Source organism: Mycobacterium sp. NPDC003323, from assembly GCF_053589535.1.
Window position 1 is genome coordinate 26,257 of record NZ_JBSFSB010000002.1, and the last position, 16,312, is coordinate 42,568.

Genomic DNA, 16,312 nt, shown 5'->3' on the forward strand with positions numbered 1-16,312 from the left:
TCGCACTCTTGTGCCCGTTTGTTCGGTTGGGCGTTAGGTCGCGTCCGCGTCGAACCGGGTCACGCCGGGCTCGGCCGGCACCTTGGGCGTTTCCGGAGCGGCCGGCTTGGGCGCATCCGGGGACACCGGTTTGACCGGCTTGTCGAAGTTGCCGGTGAGGAACGAGTCGTCACCGTCGAGCAGATGCTTGGTCAGTGCCGCCCGCGGCGTCATTCCCCGCAGCTTCTGCAGCTCACTGAGCGGTTCGCGCAGATCGTCGAATTCCGGTCCGAGATCCTGGCGCAACTGATTGGTGGCCCCGCTCAGATAATCGCGGACCTGCCGCACCGCGCCGGAGGTCCAGCGGATCGCACCCGGCAACCGCTCCGGGCCGAGGATGACCAGACCGGCCACCACCAGGAGCAGCATTTCGCCCCAGCCGACATTCGCGAACATGGGTCAGGCCGCGCCGTCGCCGATCGGTGTGACGGTCAGGGTGACCGGGCGACCGTCGCGCAGCACCTCGACGGGGGCAGGCTCGCCGATCTTGAGTTGCCGGACGGCGACGACGAACTCGTCGGCGTCTGCGACCTCACGGTTGCCGATCTTGACCACCACGTCATTCTCCAGGATGCCGGCCCGCTCGGCAGGCCCACCGGCCTTGACATTGGCGATCTGCGCACCGGAGGCCAGGTCATTGCTGACCGAACGCGCCGTGAGCCCCAGCGTCGGATGTTCGATCCGGCCCGCCTCGATCAGCTTCTGCACGACGTCCTTGACCTCGTTGACCGGGATGGCGAACCCGAGGCCACTGGCGCTGTCGGACAACGACTTTCCGGCGGTGTTGATCCCGATGACCTCGGCGCTCATGTTGATCAGCGGACCGCCGGAGTTGCCGTGGTTGATCGAGGCGTCGGTCTGCACACCGTCGATCACGGTGTCGGTGTCCGAGCCGTCACCCGACAGCGGCAGCGGACGGTTCAGGGCGCTGATGATGCCGCTGGTGACGGTGCTGCGCAGACCCAGCGGTGCACCGGCGGCGATCACTTCCTCGCCGACCTGCAGTTTCGAGGAGTCGCCGAGCTTGGCGACGCTCAGATTGTCGACATTGTCGACCTTCAGGACGGCCAGATCGGTCTTGGGATCGCGGCCGACCAGGTTGGCGGGCACCTCGCTGCCGTCGTTGAAGACGACGAACATCTTGAACTTGGCCGGGTCCTTGGCCGCCTCGGAGATGACGTGGTTGTTGGTGACGACGTAACCGCGGCCGTCGATCACCACGCCGGAACCCTGCGATCCGGCCTGATCGCTGGTCGCCTCGATGGTCACCACCGAATCGGCCACCGCTGCGGCGACCTCGGCGATGCGCCCGGCCGGCTCGTCGGGTCGGTCGCTGGTCTCCAGGGTGACCTTGGACGTGGTGAACGCCTCCACCACCTCGGCGGTCTTGCGGCCGACCACGCCACCGAGTGCGCCGATGACCAACGCGATGATCGCCAGGATCACCAGCGCGACGGCGGACACCCGGCGACCGAAGAGCACATCGCGAACGCCGAGCTTGGTCTGCGGGGCCTGCACGACGACGGGGGCCACCGGCGCCATCGCCGGCGATCCCAGCGCCGCGGCCGCGGCCGGGTCGCGCCACGGGTCCGGGGTGTCGTCGACGTCGGAGGCACTCTCGGCGTCCAGCGCGCCGGCATCGGCGGGGTGGCGTTGCAGCGAGTCGCCACCGGCATAGGGGCGTCCGAACGCCTCGGCCAGTACCGGGTCGGGCGACTGATTCGTCGGGGTGAACTCGCCTTGGTCGCGATGCTTGTCGGCGCCTAGGAAGGACCCCGCCACGCCGTCGGGACGGCCGAACGCGCGCTTTTCTGCCGGGTCGACCGGCGGACGCGACACCGGACGAGGAGCCAGACGGGGGTTGGTCCCCGATTCGTCTTTGTTGGTCACCGGTGCATCACTTTCCGCTCAAAGCGCGCGCCGGCACGGCGCGCAGCTGATCGACTCGGCCTCAACCCTACCGGCGCTTACGGCGCGACCTGGCCGCACCGTCGGTGGCGCGCTGCTGGTCATCCTGCGCCGCGGGGTCCGGCAGATCACGGTCCGGGATCTGGGACAACAGGCCCAATAGAGAGCTCGGCATGGCGATCGGACAGGACTCGCGCAGCGCGGATCGCGCTTGGCGCTGAGCCTCGACCTCGTTGGCGCACAGCGGACACAGCGACAGGTGGTGCCCGGCGCGCAGGTGCGCGGTCATCCGCAGCTCGCCGTCGACAAAGGCGGCGATGGCCTCCGGTGACAGGTGCTCGGTGGAGCCGAAACGGCGCGGACCGACCGGCGCGTCGCTCTGCGACGCGAACTGGGACGGCAGCCAGGAGAACGCACGACGAAAGACATCGCCAGGATCAGCCACCGCCCCGCTCCTCTCGGATCGCCGCATCACACGCACACCACTCATCTGAATGTAGCGCGGCAAGCCGTGCCTCACACCCATGACGCTCAGGCGGAGGCGCTCAGCTGGTCGGAGTGCTTGGCCAGGTGCTCACGCAAGGCCTGGCGGCCGCGGTGGATGCGGCTGCGGACAGTGCCCAATTTCACGCCCAGCGTCGCACCGATCTCCTCATAGGACAGACCCTCGATATCGCACAGGACCACCGCGGCGCGGAACTCCGGCGGCAGCGAATCCAGCGCGGCCTGCAGGTCCGGGCCCAGCCGGGAGTCGTGGTAGATCTGCTCGGGATTCGGGTCCTCGGCGGGCACGCGGTCGTAGTCCTCGGGCAGCGCCTCCATGCGGATGCGGGTGCGGCGCCGGACCATGTCGAGAAACAGGTTGGTCGTGATGCGGTGCAGCCACCCTTCGAAGGTGCCGGGCTGGTAGTTCTGCACCGAGCGGAACACCCGGATGAAGGTCTCCTGGGTGAGATCCTCGGCGTCCTGTTGATTGCCGGACAGGCGGTAGGCCAGTCGGTAGACCCGGTCGGCGTGCTGGCGCACCAGCTCGTCCCAGGACGGCATGGCCGCCTTGTCGCCGGTGGCGTCGAACACCGCGGTGCCGGTCAGCTCGTCAGAGGGCTCCACCCATTCGCCGTCGGTGTACTGCTCGAGGTGCGGCATCGACACGGGGCTGGCGCTGACAGTGCTTCCAGAAGCTGAAGCGGTGATCGGATCCTCCATTTCAAGGGGGCGGGCAGGCGTCTGCTCGTTGCTGATGGAAACGTGGCCGAGGCCGTCCGTATTCCGCGATCGCAAGCTGTCGCCGAGTTCCATGGGTAGTACGTTCTCCGACCGGGGTGTGCCTGACATATGACCAAGCTGAACAATTCCTGAGAAAGCAGATACCCGGGGCCCGACCAGGCAAAACCAGCCAATTTGCGCTGTGATCCCGGCGTCACGGGCGGGCGTGTCGCGGGGCGCCCGGGCGCCGGTTCGCTCTACGCTGCGGGCATGGCCAGCACCGACGACGCCGCCCAGTCGATCGTCTCGCACGCGGAGGCGTCGATCACCGAGGACGCGGTGACCGCCGCCGCCCGGGAACGCGCGGTGGACAGCGGTGCCGGTGCGGTGACTCCGGCCGTCGGCGCGCTGCTGAGCGTCCTGGCCCGGCTCACCGGCGCCAAGGCCGTCGTCGAGGTCGGCACCGGCGCGGGGGTGAGCGGTCTGTGGCTGCTGGCCGGCATGCGTGAAGACGGCGTGCTGACCACCATCGATGTCGAACCCGAGTATCAGCGCCTGGCCAAGCAGGCGTTCACCGAGGCCGGCGTCGGGGCGTCGCGCACCCGGTTGATCAGCGGCCGGGCCCAGGAAGTGCTGACCCGACTGGCCGACGAGTCCTATGACCTGGTGTTCATCGACGCGGCGCCGACCGATCAGCCGCAGTTCGTGGCCGAGGGTGTGCGGTTGCTGCGTCCCGGTGGAGCCATCGTCGTGCATCGCGCTGCGCTGGGCGGGCGGGCCGGCGACGCATCGGCCAACGATGCCGAGGTCAGCGCCGTGCGCGAAGCGGCCCGACTGATCGCCGAAGACGAGCGGTTCACCCCGGTGCTGGTGCCGCTGGGTGACGGCCTGCTCGCCGCCGCGCGCGACTGAACCTCTCGCGAGCAGACATAAACCTGCTCGGATTCGGGGTTCTCTGCGCAGTTTTGCGTCTGCTCGCGGAGTTATCCACAGGCTTTCGCGCCGTCACCTTGGCTGCGCGGGTCGACCGCACGACCATCTGAAGATGCCGATCGAGGATGTGTTCGCCGCAAACGGGGGCATCGCGACCACGCAACAACTCCTCGCGGCGGGCTCGTACCGCACGATCGCCAACCAGGTACGCGACGGATTGATCTTCCGAGTTGCTCACGGGATTTACTGCGCGACCCCACCCGATACGTCATCGCGGCTCGCTGCGCTCGATCTCCTCTCACGCAATACCATCGTCGCCTGCCTGCACACCGCTGCCGAGTTCTACGGCTTCGACACCGATCACGACCATCGCCTGCACATTCTCGATCCGGGCGTGCGCATGCGGCCGACGCCGGATCTCGCGGTCCATCAGCGGCACGGCGCACCATTGCTGCGGGTCGACCGTGGCTTGTTGACCGCGCCCGCGTGGACGGCCATCGAGATCGCCCGCACCGTCCGACGTCCGCGGGTGCTCGGGGTGCTCGATGCCGCCCTGCGCTCCGGGCATTGCACCGCGGCCGACCTCGCATCCTGCGTCGACGCCCAGCGAGGGCGTCGCGGCATCGTGACGGTCCGCGAGATGTTGCCGCTCGCCGACGCGCGCGCCGAGTCGCCGATGGAGAGCGAGGCGCGGTACGTCTTTTATGACGGCGGGCTGCCCGCGCCGGAGTTGCAGTTCGAGATCGTCGACCGCTACGGGCAATTGTGGCGCGTCGACTTCGCCTGGCCGGCAGCGGGTTTGGTTGTCGAGTACGAAAGCATGGATTGGCATGCCAGCGCCGAGGCGTTGCGGCATGACCGGATGAAGGTCGCCTGCCTGCAGGAGTGCGGATGGACGTCGATGCCGATCGTGATCGACGACGTACGGCAATATCCGGCTCGACTGGTGGCGCGCGTCTTCGGCCATCTCGAGCGGTCCCGGCGCGCCGGCTGATCGGCGAGCAGACGCAAAACTGTCGTGAAAACCTGAAATTTGAGCGAGTTTGCGTCTGCTCGCCGGAACAGTCTTGACGTCAAATTGAACTTGGGTTTAATCTACTAAACATGCGTTCAACCGACGATCTGACGACCACCGCACGCATTCGCGACGCGGCGATCCAACAGTTCGGGGAGCACGGGTTCACCACCGGGGTGCGGGCGATTGCCACCGCCGCCGGGGTCAGCCCCGGACTGGTCATCCACCACTTCGGCTCGAAAGAGGGACTGCGCAGGGCCTGCGACGAGCACATCGCCGAGTACGTCCGCAGCGCCAAGTCCGAATCGATCCAATCCTCCGACCCGGCAACATGGTTCGCCCAGATGGCCGAGATCGAGGAGTACGCGCCGATGATGGCCTACCTCGTGCGCAGCATGCAGTCGGGCAGCGAACTGGCCAAGACGTTCTGGAAGCGGATGCTCGACAACACCGAGCAGTATCTCGAAGACGGCGTGCGCGCCGGGACCATCAAACCCAGCCGAGACCCCAGGGCGCGGGCGAAATTCCTCGGAATCATCAGCGGTGGCGGCTTTCTGCTCTACATCCAATTGCACGACAATCCCACGGATGTCCGCGCGGTCCTGCGCGACTACGCCGAGGACATGGTGTTGCCCGCGCTGGAGGTCTACACCAACGGCCTGATGGCCGACGCCACCATGTACGACGCCTTCGTGGCTCAGCGCGAACAGGGCATCCCGTTCAGTACACCTCAGGAAGGGAACAGCGGTGACATACGCAGTCGAGATCCAAGGACTGACCAAACGATTCGGGCGCACCAAGGCACTCGACGGGCTCGATCTGACGGTGGCCCCCGGTGACGTCACCGGATTCCTCGGCCCCAACGGCGCCGGCAAGTCCACCACCATCCGGGTCCTGCTGGGACTGCTGCGCGCCGACAGCGGCACCGTGCGACTGCTCGGCGGCGACCCGTGGCGCGACGCCGTGGCCCTGCACCGCCGCATCGCCTATGTCCCCGGCGATGTCACGCTGTGGCCCAACCTGACCGGCGCGCAGGCCATCGATTTCCTGGCCCGGCTGCGCGGCGGTCACGTCGACACCCGCCGGCGCGACGAACTGATCCAACGCTTCGAACTGGATCCACACAAGGTGGCCCGCACCTACTCCAAGGGCAACCGGCAGAAGGTCGCCATCGTCGCCGCATTCAGCACCGACGCCGAGCTCTACATCCTCGATGAGCCGACCTCTGGGCTGGACCCGTTGATGGAGAACACTTTCCAGCGATGCGTCGCCGAGGTCGCCGAACGAGGCGCGGCGGTTCTGCTGTCCAGCCATATCCTCGCCGAGGTCGAAAAGCTCTGCGACACGGTCACCATCGTGCGGTCCGGCCGGACCGTGCGCTCCGGATCGCTGGCCGATCTACGCCACCTGATGCGCACCACGGTCACCGCACGCACCCGCACCGATCTGCACCGCTTGCCGTTCGTCCACGATTTCACCGAACACGACGGCCAGGTCAGCTTCTCGGTGGACCGCGCCGACCTCGACACCACCATGGACCACCTGACCGGGCTGCACCTCACCGACCTGGCGGTGGCTCCGGCGTCGCTGGAGGACCTGTTCATGCGCGAGTACCGGGCGGTGAGCTGATGACCACCACCGTCGACCACGCGAGCAGGCACCGGGCGACCGGATCCACATCGGCGCTGACCGGCACCGCGACATTGCTGCGTCTGGCGCTGCGGCGCGACCGCATCAGACTCGCGGTGTGGATCGCCGTGCTGACCGCGACGCTGGCCTACACCCCCGGCGCCCTGGCGATGACCTACCCGGGTGAGCAGCAGCGCCTGGCCCGCATCGAGCTGATGCAGACACCAGCGGGAATCATGCTGAGCGGGCCCATCTTCGGCCCCGACCAGACCTCGCTGGGCGCGATGCTGGCCAGTGAGCTCATGCTCACCCTCATCGTCGCCACCTCGATCCTGGCCATCCTGACCGTGATGAGACACACCCGCGCGGAAGAGGAAAGCGGCGCAGCCGAATTGGTGCAATCATCGGTCGTCGGCCGCTTCGCCCGGACCGCCGCGGCGCTGTCACTGGCCACCGCCGTCAACGCGGTGCTGGCCGTCGCGATGACGGCGGCCTTGGCCGTCGACGGGTTCGCCGTCATCGACAGCGCCGCCTTCAGCATCGGCATCGTGGCGGTGGCACAGGTGTTCGCCGCGCTGGCGGCCGTCACCGCCCAGTTGTGGCGGCAATCGCGCACCGCGACGGGTGCCGCGATGGGTGCGCTCGGTGCGGCCGCCCTGATCCGCGGTGTCGGAGATGTCATCGACCCCTCCGGCAGCGCGGTGAGCTGGTTGTCGCCCATCGCCTGGGCGCAGCAGCTGCGCTCCTTCGTCGAATTGCGTTGGTGGCCGCTGGCCATGCTGATCGTGCTGGCCGCAGCGTTGACCGTCACGGCCCTGGCCCTGGAGGGCCGGCGCCAATACGACGACGGCATCATCGCTTCCACCGCGGAACGCCCGCGGGCCCATGCCATCCCGAACGTGTTCGTGCTGCATCTGACCCTGCTGCGCGGCCAGCTCATCGGATGGAGCGTGGCCCTTTTCCTGGCCGGACTGACCTTCGGGTCGATGACCGACTCACTGCTCGACGCGGCCCGCGACAACGAACTGCTGGCCCGCGTCATGGCCGACTCCGGCACCGACGGCGCGTACACCACCATGACGCAGTTCCTGGCCGCCGCGGCGAGCGCCTTCGTGGTGTCGGCGGTGCTGCGCATCCACACCGACGAGCAGAAGGGCCTGTCCGAGCCCGTACTGGCGGGCGCCGTATCGCGCTGGACCTGGTTGTCTACCGCGGTCGCCGCGGCCCTGCTCGGCGCGACGGCGCTGTTGTTCTGCGCCGGGCTGGGCAACGGTCTGGGTGCCGGCATCACCGCGGGCGAACCCGCCGACATCTGGCGGCTGACGCTGGCGGCACTGGCCCAGCTGGCGGCCATGGCGGTATTGGCCGCGGTGGCTGCCCTGGCGGTGGCGCTGCGCCGACCGATGATCGGTTGGCTGGCAGTGACTTTCGTCGTGGCGTCGCTGTATCTGGGTGCGCTGTTGCGGTTGCCGCAGTGGCTGCTGGACATCTCCCCGGTGGGCCAGACGACCGTACCGAAGGATGTCCCGGCAACCTCCTTGGCGGTCATGGTCGTCGTCGCGGCAGGACTGAGCGCCGCGGCCTGCTGGATCTATCGCAATCGTGACGCCGCTTGAAGATTGCCGTACGGACCCGCGACGTTCGACGACCGCCTCATGGCGCACGTGTGGTGTCCATCGGCCACCGATAGGGTGCAACCCATGGCCGACAACGCATGCCCGGGCAGCGGCAAGAGCTGGACGGTCGATATCGCCGGCAAGCCGATATGCCCGCGCTGTCGCCGCTCACTGGCGACGGTGGCGGGCAGAGGCCGCAAGGTCACGGACCTGCCGGTGGTTCCTCGCCACGCCAAGCCCCCGCGTACCGAGCGCGCCCGCCGGCCGAACTGATCCTCGCCGGCCGCGGTCTGGCCACATACTGAAACGATGGAACTGCTCACCGGGTTCGGGCTGGCCACCGCGGCCGGCTTGAACGCCTACATCCCGCTGCTGGCGCTCGGGCTGTTGTCGCGGTTCACCGACCTGGTGTCGCTGCCTGCGGGCTGGGCGTGGCTGGAGAACGGCTGGGTGATGGCCATCGTCGCGGTGCTGCTGCTGGTCGAGGTGGTCGCCGACAAGGTGCCCGCCCTCGACAGCGTCAATGACGTGGTGCAGACCTTCGTGCGGCCCACCGCCGGTGGCATCGTGTTCGGTTCGGGCACCGCGGCGCAGACGGCCACCGTCACCGACCCGGGTGCGTTCGCCCAGTCCGGTCAGTGGATACCGGTGGCCATCGGCATCGTGATCGCCCTGGTGGTGTCGTTGACGAAGTCGACGGTGCGGCCGGCGGCCAATGTGGCCACCGCCGGGGTGGCCGCGCCGGTTCTCAGCACGGTCGAAGATGTGGCCAGCATCGGCCTGGTGTTCGCCGCGATCCTGCTGCCCGTGCTCGTTCTGGTGGCGGTGGCCGCCCTGGTGTGGGCAGCGGTCATGCTGATCCGCCGCAGGCGCCGGGGCCGCACGACCGATCCGATGCGCCGATAACCCTTGTGTCCCGCCGGTTTACGCCGGGCAGCGCACCCTCAGATCCAGATACCCTTGCCGACGGCCACGACACCGCCGGAGCTGATCGAGAAGCGTTCACGGTCCTTGTCGAGATCGACACCGACCATCTCGCCGGGTCCGACCACCACGTTCTTGTCCAGGATCGCTCGTCGCACCACCGCGCCGCGACCGATCCGCACACCGGGCATCAGCACGCTGCCCTCGACGATGGCGCCGTCGTCGATGGCGACGTTGGAGGACAGCACCGAATTGCGCACCGAGGCCGCCGAGATGATGCTGCCCGCACCCACCACGGATTCTTGTGCCGAACCGCCGTTGACGAACTTGGCCGGCGCCAGGTTCTCCGAGCCCCCGCGGATGGGCCAGCGCTTGTTGTAGAGGTTGAACACCGGGTGCACCGAGACCAGATCCATGTGTGCGTCGTAGAACGCGTCCAGGGTGCCGACGTCACGCCAGTAGCCGTGATCGCGTTCGGTGGCACCGGGAACCTCGTTGTCGTCGAAGTCGTAGACGCCGGCCATCCCGTCGGCCACGAGGCGCGGAATGATGTCACCGCCCATGTCGTGGTCGGAATGATCCTCGTCGGCGTCGGCGCGGATCGCGTCGATGAGGACCTTGGTGGTGAAGATGTAGTTGCCCATCGAGGCGAACGTCTGCTCGGGATCGTCGGGGGTGCCCGGCGGGTCGGCGGGCTTCTCGATGAAGCTGCGGATGCGCCCCGATTCGTCGGCGTCGATGCAGCCGAAGGCCGACGCCTCCGAGCGGGGAACCCGGATACCGGCGACGGTGGCGCCGGCGCCGCTGGCGATGTGATGCTGCAACATCTGCTCGGGGTCCATCCGGTACACGTGGTCGGCACCGAAGATGACGATGTAGTCGGGATCCTCGTCGTAGATCAGGTTCATCGACTGGTAGATGGCATCCGCGGATCCGGTGTACCACCGAGGTCCGAGCCGCTGCTGGGCCGGCACGGGGGTGATGTACTCCCCCGCCAGACCGGACAGCCGCCAGTTCTGCGAGATGTGCCGGTCCAGCGAATGCGACTTGTATTGCGTCAGAACACAGATCCGCAGAAAGCGCGCGTTGACGAGGTTCGACAGCACGAAGTCGATCAGTCGGTAGCCGCCGCCGAACGGCACCGCGGGCTTCGCGCGGTCGGCCGTGAGGGGGTAAAGGCGCTTACCCTCCCCTCCGGCCAGGACGATGCCCAGCACGTGTGGCGCTTCCCTCATGTTTCCAACCTATCGGGCCGGCCGCAGTGCGGCTAGCCAATCGACCGAATGACGTGCTGTAAGTCAAGGTGTTTGGGGCGGTCACGGTGTCCAGTAAGCGCACAAGGGTGCGCCGGGCAGCGGCTGCCGTTACGGTGCACACCATGCGGGTGGCGATGATGTCCCGGGAGTATCCGCCGGAGGTCTACGGCGGGGCTGGCGTACACGTGACCGAGCTCGTCGCCCAGTTGCGCCATCTGTGCGAGGTCGACGTGCACTGCATGGGCGCGCCGCGGGACACCGCGATCGTGGCGCAGCCCGATCCGGCGCTGCAGCGCGCGAACGCCGCACTGTCGACGTTGTCGGCCGATCTGGTGATGGCCGACGCCGCCGCGGGGGCCACGGTGGCGCACTCGCACACCTGGTACACCGGCATGGCCGGGCACCTGGCCGCCCTGCTGCACGGCATACCGCATGTGCTGACCGCGCACTCGCTCGAGCCGATGCGGCCGTGGAAGGCCGAGCAACTCGGCGGCGGATACCGGGTGTCGTCCTGGGTGGAGCGCACCGCGGTGGAGGCCGCCGACGCGGTGATCGCGGTCAGCTCGGGGATGCGCGACGACGTGCTGGCCACTTATCCCGCGCTGGACCCGGCCCGGGTGCACGTGGTGCGCAACGGGATCGACACCTCGGTCTGGTACCCCGCCGCGCCGCAGCCCGACGCATCGGTGCTGGCCGAATTGGGCGTGGACCCGTCACGACCGATCGTCGCGTTCGTCGGCCGGATCACCCGGCAGAAGGGCGTCGCGCATCTGGTGGCCGCCGCGCACCGGTTCGATCCCGCGATCCAGCTGGTGCTGTGCGCGGGCGCCCCGGATACCCCCGAGATCGCCGCGGAGGTCAGTGCGGCCGTGCAGGAACTCGGGACCGCGCGCGCCGGCGTGTTCTGGGTGCGCGAAATGCTGCCGGTCGAGAAGATCCGCGAAATTCTCTCGGCATCAGCGGTTTTCGTCTGCCCTTCGGTCTACGAACCGCTGGGGATCGTCAACCTGGAGGCGATGGCGTGCGGGACGGCCGTCGTGGCCTCCGATGTCGGCGGTATCCCCGAGGTCGTCGCCGACAACCGGACCGGCCGACTGGTGCACTACGACGCGGCCGACGCCCGCGGATTCGAGGCGCGGCTGGCCGATGCCGTCAATGCCCTGGTGGCCGATCCGCAACGTGCCCGCGCCTATGGTGCCGCCGGCCGGCAGCGGTGTATCGAGGAGTTCTCCTGGGCGCAGATCGCCGAGCAGACCCTTCGCATCTACGAGTTGGTATCGCGCTGACCGGTGGCCAGCGCGCCCCAACACGTCCGGGACTAGCTGGTCACACCCTTGAGCTCATCGCCGAGCGCGGCGGCCTCATCGGGGGTGAGCTCCACGACGAGTCGTCCACCACCCTCCAGTGGTACTCGCATCACGATGCCGCGCCCCTCTTTGGTTGCTTCCAATGGACCGTCTCCAGTCCGGGGCTTCATCGCCGCCATCGTGTGCTCCCTCCGCGTGAGCCGGCCCGTACGAGACGGACCCGATCAAGACCGGCGTGTGCCGGCACAGATTGCCAATGAACTCATCCTATTGTTCCCTATCGCAGCGCCGTGGTGTGAAAAGACCCGGCAAAACTGACGGAACGTAACCTGATCGGTGCCACCTAAGACGCCATCGGCACCCAACACGACGCGATATGGTCGTCCACCATCCCGGTCGCCTGCATCAGCGCATAGGCCGTCGTCGGCCCGACGAACCGGAAGCCGCGGCGCTTCAGTTCCTTGGCCATGGCCGTGGATTCGGCGGTCACCGCGGGGACGTCCGACAGCGTCGCGGGACGTTTCCTGGCGGGCGGGGCGAACGACCACAGCAAATCCGAGAAGTCGGTATCGAGATCCTCGATCGCGCGGGCGTTGTTGATGGTGGCCTCGATCTTGGCACGGTTGCGCACGATTTCGACATCGTCCATCAACCGGGCCACATCGGCATCGGTGAAGCGCGCCACCTTCTCGGCGTCGAAGTCGGCGAAGGCCCGACGGAACCCGTCACGCTTGCGCAGGATGGTCAGCCAGGACAGGCCGCTCTGGAAGGCCTCCAGGCTGACGCGCTCGTACAGCGCGCGCTCACCGCGCAGCGGCACGCCCCACTCGGTGTCGTGATACGCCCGGTAGAGCACCGAGTTCGGCTTGGAATCCGTTGGCACCCAACCGCACCGGGTGCGCCCGTCATCCTCGGGCGCGGTCATGACTCGTCGGCCCGGGCATGGGCGGCCTCGTGTTCGGCGGGCTCGGCACCGGGCTCCTCGATGCCATGGGTCGCCCGCAGCGCGGCCAACTCCCCACGCACCGAGTCGAGTTCGGCACCGAGGCGGTCCAGCACCCAGTCGACCTCGCTGGTCTTGTAGCCGCGCAGCGTCTGGGCGAACTTGACCGCGTCGACATCGGCACCGGTGACCCCGGAAGCCGGCAGCACGGTCGCGGTGGTGCCGTGCGGCAGCGGCGGCAATTGCTCACCGCGACCGAACAGCACACTGCCCAGGGCAAACAACACAGCGCCGACCAGGATCAGCACCACCAGGTACATCAGTATCAGCGTCACATCCCCGATATTGCCCTACCGGTGTGACAAGTGCGCCCGGCGACTACGGACGCAGCGTCTTCATCGGCGGCCGGTCGGCCAGCGACACCGTGGAGCTTCGCGGTGTGTAGTCGTCGCCGTCGGCGAAGAACTGCGTCAGCCCGACACCGGAGTCCTCGATACCGCAGCGGTTGAGCAGCGTGGCGATGACCTGCCGGCTCATGCTGGCCAATTCGGTCAGCGGCCGGTTGCGGTGGGTGCGCACGCCCAGATTGACCTGCGCGATACCGTCCAGCCCGTACCGGTTGTAGGTGTCGACCAGCAGACCGATCTCGACCCCGTAGGCCGGGGCGAACGGCACCGAGGTCAGCAGTTCGCGGGTGCCGGCGTACTCGCCGCCGAGCGGCTGCAGCAGGCACGTCAGCTCCGGGCGCAGCGCGGCCAGCAGCGGCCGGGCGACCAGCTCGGTGACCCGACCGCCGCCGTTGGCATCCTCGCTGCCGCTGACCTTGAGCGGCCGTCGGTAGAAGCCCTTGGCCAGGTGCACGCCGTCGACGGTCAGCAGCGGGCCGAGCAGTTTCGGGACGAACATCGGATCGGGGTCGATCAGGTCGGAGTCCACGAAGACCACCAGGTCACCAGTGGTGGCGGCCAGCGAACGCCACAGCACCTCCCCCTTGCCGGGTCGTGGCGGCAGCTCCGGAAGGGCCACCTCACGGCTGATCACCCGGGCGCCGGCGGCCACCGCGCGGATCTCGGTGTCATCGGTGGAACCGGAATCCAGCACGATCAACTCGTCGACCAGACTGCCCAGCAGCGGGGTGATGGTCTCGACCACCGACCCGACCGTCTCCTCCTCGTTCAGTGCGGGCAGCACCACCGAGATGGTCCGGCCCCGCTTGGCCTCGACGAGTTCGGAGACCGTCCAGGACGGCCGGTAGAAACTGTGGTCCGTCAACCACGGGTGACCCACCACCGCGTCGGTCTTGTCGATACCGGTCAGTTCTGGTGTCAGCTCGGATATCAGAGTCATGCCAGTCCCCTCACCGTGCGCGTCGGCGGACGCGATCCCTGGATCGACGCGACCATCTCCAGTACGCGTCGAGTGGGACCGACCTCGTGTACCCGGAACATCGCGGCTCCCTCCGCGGCGGCCAATGCCGTCGCAGCCAGGGTGCCCTCCAGGCGTTCGGTCAATCCCACACCCAGAGTCTCCCCGACAAAATCCTTGTTGCTCAGGGCCATCAGGACGGGCCATCCCGTGTTTACAAGATCTTTCACGTGGCGCAACAAACTAAGACCGTGATGAGTGTTCTTACCGAAATCGTGGGTCGGATCGATGATGATCCGGTCCCGTGCGACCCCGGTTGCCAGCGCCTGTTCGGCCGCGGCGGTCACCTCGGCGATGACGTCGTCGACGACGCCGCGCTCGGTGATGCCGTAGTTGACCCGGAACGGTCGGGTGCGCGGGACCGCACCCCCGGTGTGTGAGCACACCAGTCCGGCGCCGAACTCCGCGGCGACCTCGGGCAGTCCCGGGTCGGCACCGGCCCAGGTGTCGTTGATCAGGTCCGCCCCGGCCGCGCAGGCCTGCTTGGCGACGGTGGCCCGCCAGGTGTCCACACTGATGAGCTGGTCCGGATACGCGTCGCGCAGCCATTCGATGAACGGCACGACGCGGGCGATCTCCTCATCGGCGTCGACGGTCTGTCCGGGACCGGCTTTCACCCCGCCGATATCGATGATGTCGGCGCCGTCGGCGATCTTGCGGTGGGTGGCGTCCATCGCGGCCTCATCGGTGAAGGTGGCACCGCGGTCGTAGAACGAATCGGGCGTGCGGTTGACGATGGCCATGATCAGGGCCCGGTCGGCGGCGACCGGGCGGCCCAGGAAAGTCGACTGCACACATCCAGGCTAGCCGTGCCGCCCGACGACCCACTTTTCCTGCCGAAACCCGCGTACCCGGGGTTCTTGAGGCCCTCACAACCCCCGGTACGCGGGTTTCGCCGGCTGCGTGTCCTGGTTGCTCAGAACGGATGCGCACACCGCCACGAGATGTCAGGATTGATCTTGATTTCCCACCGGTCACGGAGGACTTCCCATGAAGATGCGGGCGGCACGCATGTACGGGTACCACCAACCCCTGCGCCTGGAGGAGGTGGACATCCCACACATCGGACCCGAGGACGTTCTGGTCAAGGTCGGCGGCGCGGGTATGTGCCGCACCGATTACCAGTTGATCGACGGATACTTCGACCGCGGCCTGGCGATGGACTATCCGATCACGCCCGGTCACGAGATCGCCGGCTGGGTGGACGGCGTCGGCGCTCAGGTTCCCGCGTCGGCGCGGCTGGCCGAGGGTGATCAGGTGGTGGTCTTCGGACCGTGGGGCGACGGCGCGTGCCGGCAGTGCCACGAAGGCAACGAGCAGTTGTGTGCACACGGCACCTGGGCGGGCTTCGGCCGCCACGGCGGATACCAGGAGTACGTCCCGGTGAATTTCCGCTATGTCATCAAGGTGCCTGCGGCCGAAGGGCTCTCGCCGGCCACCCTGGCCCCGCTGACCGACGCCGGATTGACCCCGTACCGCGGACTGCAGAAGCTGCGCGACGGTGGACATCTGGGTCCGGGTCGCACCCTGGCCGTCACCGGGATCGGCGGACTGGGCAGTTATGGCGTGCAGTACGCCAAATTGCTGGGCGGCGGGGCGACGGTCGTGGCCTTCGGGCGCAACGACGAGAAGCTGCGGTCGGCAGCCGCATCCGGCGCCGACCATGTCATCAACGTCGACGGCAGGCCCGGCGCGGCGGTGGCCCAGGAACTCGAAAGACTCACCGGCCGAACAGAACTCGATGCGGTACTCGACTGCGCCGGCGCCGAGGAGTCCATCCGGTTGGCGTTCGAACTGCTCGCAGTCGAGGGCGCGGTGGCATCGGTCGGGTTGATCGGCAACCGCATCGATATCCCGCTGTTCCCGTTGGTGTCCCGCGAGTTCACCTACTACGGGTCGTTCTGGGGCAACTTCAACGATCTGACCGAGGTGCTGGCGTTGGCCGAGGCCGGCCGGATCAGCGACCACATCACCCGCGTCCGCTGGGAGGACGTCAACGACACCCTCGATGCGATCGGCCGCGGCGATGTCGTCGGCCGCGCAGTCATCGTCTACGACTAGTCCCCAGCCCGCCGAAACCCGCGTACCGGGGGCCAAACGGCCCGCGAGAA

At 68.0% G+C, this 16,312-nt stretch carries 19 protein-coding genes; 9 read left to right on the forward strand and 10 right to left on the reverse strand.

Translation table 11 applies throughout. The features are described 5' to 3' along the window. Positions 1-33: 33 nt before the first annotated feature. From tatB to sigE, 4 genes are all read right to left on the reverse strand, one after another. Positions 34-435, reverse strand: a complete 402-nt coding sequence (gene tatB, locus ACWDUN_RS06835; RefSeq protein WP_449926410.1) for a Sec-independent protein translocase protein TatB — start codon at positions 433-435, stop codon at positions 34-36. Positions 436-438: 3 nt separating this feature from the next. Next, positions 439-1,929, reverse strand: a complete 1,491-nt coding sequence (htrA, locus tag ACWDUN_RS06840; protein WP_449926412.1) for a serine protease HtrA — start codon at positions 1,927-1,929, stop codon at positions 439-441. 67 nt (positions 1,930-1,996) lie between these two features. Further along, positions 1,997-2,392: an anti-sigma E factor RseA gene (gene rseA, locus ACWDUN_RS06845; RefSeq protein ID WP_449926415.1), complete on the reverse strand. Its 396-nt coding sequence runs from the start codon at positions 2,390-2,392 to the stop codon at positions 1,997-1,999. Positions 2,393-2,478: 86 nt separating this feature from the next. After that, complete coding sequence (sigE, locus tag ACWDUN_RS06850) at positions 2,479-3,153, reverse strand: RNA polymerase sigma factor SigE (protein WP_449926418.1); 675 nt, start codon at positions 3,151-3,153, stop codon at positions 2,479-2,481. A gap of 270 nt (positions 3,154-3,423) precedes the next feature. Between sigE and ACWDUN_RS06855 the strand changes: the two genes are divergently transcribed. The 7 genes from ACWDUN_RS06855 (at position 3,424) to ACWDUN_RS06885 (ending at position 9,252) form a co-directional block, all read left to right on the forward strand. After that, complete coding sequence (locus ACWDUN_RS06855) at positions 3,424-4,065, forward strand: O-methyltransferase (protein WP_449926421.1); 642 nt, start codon at positions 3,424-3,426, stop codon at positions 4,063-4,065. A 133-nt stretch (positions 4,066-4,198) separates the two neighbouring features. After that, the gene (locus ACWDUN_RS06860; RefSeq protein WP_449926423.1) at positions 4,199-5,080 is read left to right on the forward strand and encodes a type IV toxin-antitoxin system AbiEi family antitoxin domain-containing protein; all 882 of its coding nucleotides are present in this window, start codon (positions 4,199-4,201) and stop codon (positions 5,078-5,080) included. Positions 5,081-5,190: 110 nt separating this feature from the next. Further along, the gene (locus tag ACWDUN_RS06865) at positions 5,191-5,940 is read left to right on the forward strand and encodes a TetR family transcriptional regulator (RefSeq protein WP_449926426.1); all 750 of its coding nucleotides are present in this window, start codon (positions 5,191-5,193) and stop codon (positions 5,938-5,940) included. Then, entirely contained in the window at positions 5,849-6,730 is an 882-nt protein-coding gene (locus ACWDUN_RS06870; protein WP_449926429.1) for an ABC transporter ATP-binding protein, read from the forward strand. The genes ACWDUN_RS06865 and ACWDUN_RS06870 overlap by 92 nt, the downstream gene beginning before the upstream one ends. Continuing rightward, entirely contained in the window at positions 6,730-8,346 is a 1,617-nt protein-coding gene (locus ACWDUN_RS06875; protein WP_449926431.1) for an ABC transporter permease, read from the forward strand. The genes ACWDUN_RS06870 and ACWDUN_RS06875 overlap by 1 nt, the downstream gene beginning before the upstream one ends. An 84-nt stretch (positions 8,347-8,430) precedes the next feature. Then, positions 8,431-8,619 (forward strand): hypothetical protein, encoded by a 189-nt coding sequence (locus tag ACWDUN_RS06880; RefSeq protein ID WP_449926434.1) that lies wholly within the window; start codon positions 8,431-8,433, stop codon positions 8,617-8,619. Positions 8,620-8,655: 36 nt separating this feature from the next. After that, the gene (locus ACWDUN_RS06885; RefSeq protein ID WP_449926437.1) at positions 8,656-9,252 is read left to right on the forward strand and encodes a DUF4126 domain-containing protein; all 597 of its coding nucleotides are present in this window, start codon (positions 8,656-8,658) and stop codon (positions 9,250-9,252) included. A 38-nt stretch (positions 9,253-9,290) separates the two neighbouring features. Here ACWDUN_RS06885 and glgC read toward each other — a convergent pair whose 3' ends face one another. Then, positions 9,291-10,505: a glucose-1-phosphate adenylyltransferase gene (gene glgC, locus ACWDUN_RS06890; RefSeq protein WP_449926440.1), complete on the reverse strand. Its 1,215-nt coding sequence runs from the start codon at positions 10,503-10,505 to the stop codon at positions 9,291-9,293. A 143-nt stretch (positions 10,506-10,648) separates the two neighbouring features. On the opposite strand from glgC, the gene glgA reads away from it, so the two are divergent. Beyond that, a complete protein-coding gene (gene glgA / locus ACWDUN_RS06895; protein ID WP_449926443.1) occupies positions 10,649-11,812 on the forward strand; it encodes a glycogen synthase in 1,164 nt (387 codons plus the stop codon). Positions 11,813-11,844: 32 nt separating this feature from the next. Here glgA and ACWDUN_RS06900 read toward each other — a convergent pair whose 3' ends face one another. From ACWDUN_RS06900 to folP, 5 genes are all read right to left on the reverse strand, one after another. Further along, positions 11,845-12,012 (reverse strand): DUF3117 domain-containing protein, encoded by a 168-nt coding sequence (locus ACWDUN_RS06900; protein WP_003406247.1) that lies wholly within the window; start codon positions 12,010-12,012, stop codon positions 11,845-11,847. 164 nt (positions 12,013-12,176) lie between these two features. Beyond that, positions 12,177-12,758 carry a DNA-3-methyladenine glycosylase I gene (locus ACWDUN_RS06905; RefSeq protein WP_449926446.1) on the reverse strand — a complete coding sequence of 194 codons (582 nt, stop codon included), beginning with the start codon at positions 12,756-12,758 and terminating at the stop codon, positions 12,177-12,179. Next, positions 12,755-13,111 carry a DivIVA domain-containing protein gene (locus ACWDUN_RS06910; protein ID WP_449926449.1) on the reverse strand — a complete coding sequence of 119 codons (357 nt, stop codon included), beginning with the start codon at positions 13,109-13,111 and terminating at the stop codon, positions 12,755-12,757. The genes ACWDUN_RS06905 and ACWDUN_RS06910 overlap by 4 nt, the downstream gene beginning before the upstream one ends. Positions 13,112-13,154: 43 nt before the next feature. Next, positions 13,155-14,063, reverse strand: coding sequence for a glucosyl-3-phosphoglycerate synthase (locus ACWDUN_RS06915; RefSeq protein ID WP_449927759.1), 909 nt, complete (start codon positions 14,061-14,063; stop codon positions 13,155-13,157). A gap of 56 nt (positions 14,064-14,119) precedes the next feature. After that, positions 14,120-14,944, reverse strand: a complete 825-nt coding sequence (gene folP / locus ACWDUN_RS06920; protein ID WP_449927761.1) for a dihydropteroate synthase — start codon at positions 14,942-14,944, stop codon at positions 14,120-14,122. Positions 14,945-15,191: 247 nt separating this feature from the next. Between folP and ACWDUN_RS06925 the strand changes: the two genes are divergently transcribed. Then, a complete protein-coding gene (locus ACWDUN_RS06925; protein ID WP_449926452.1) occupies positions 15,192-16,262 on the forward strand; it encodes an NAD(P)-dependent alcohol dehydrogenase in 1,071 nt (356 codons plus the stop codon). Positions 16,263-16,312 lie beyond the last annotated feature (50 nt).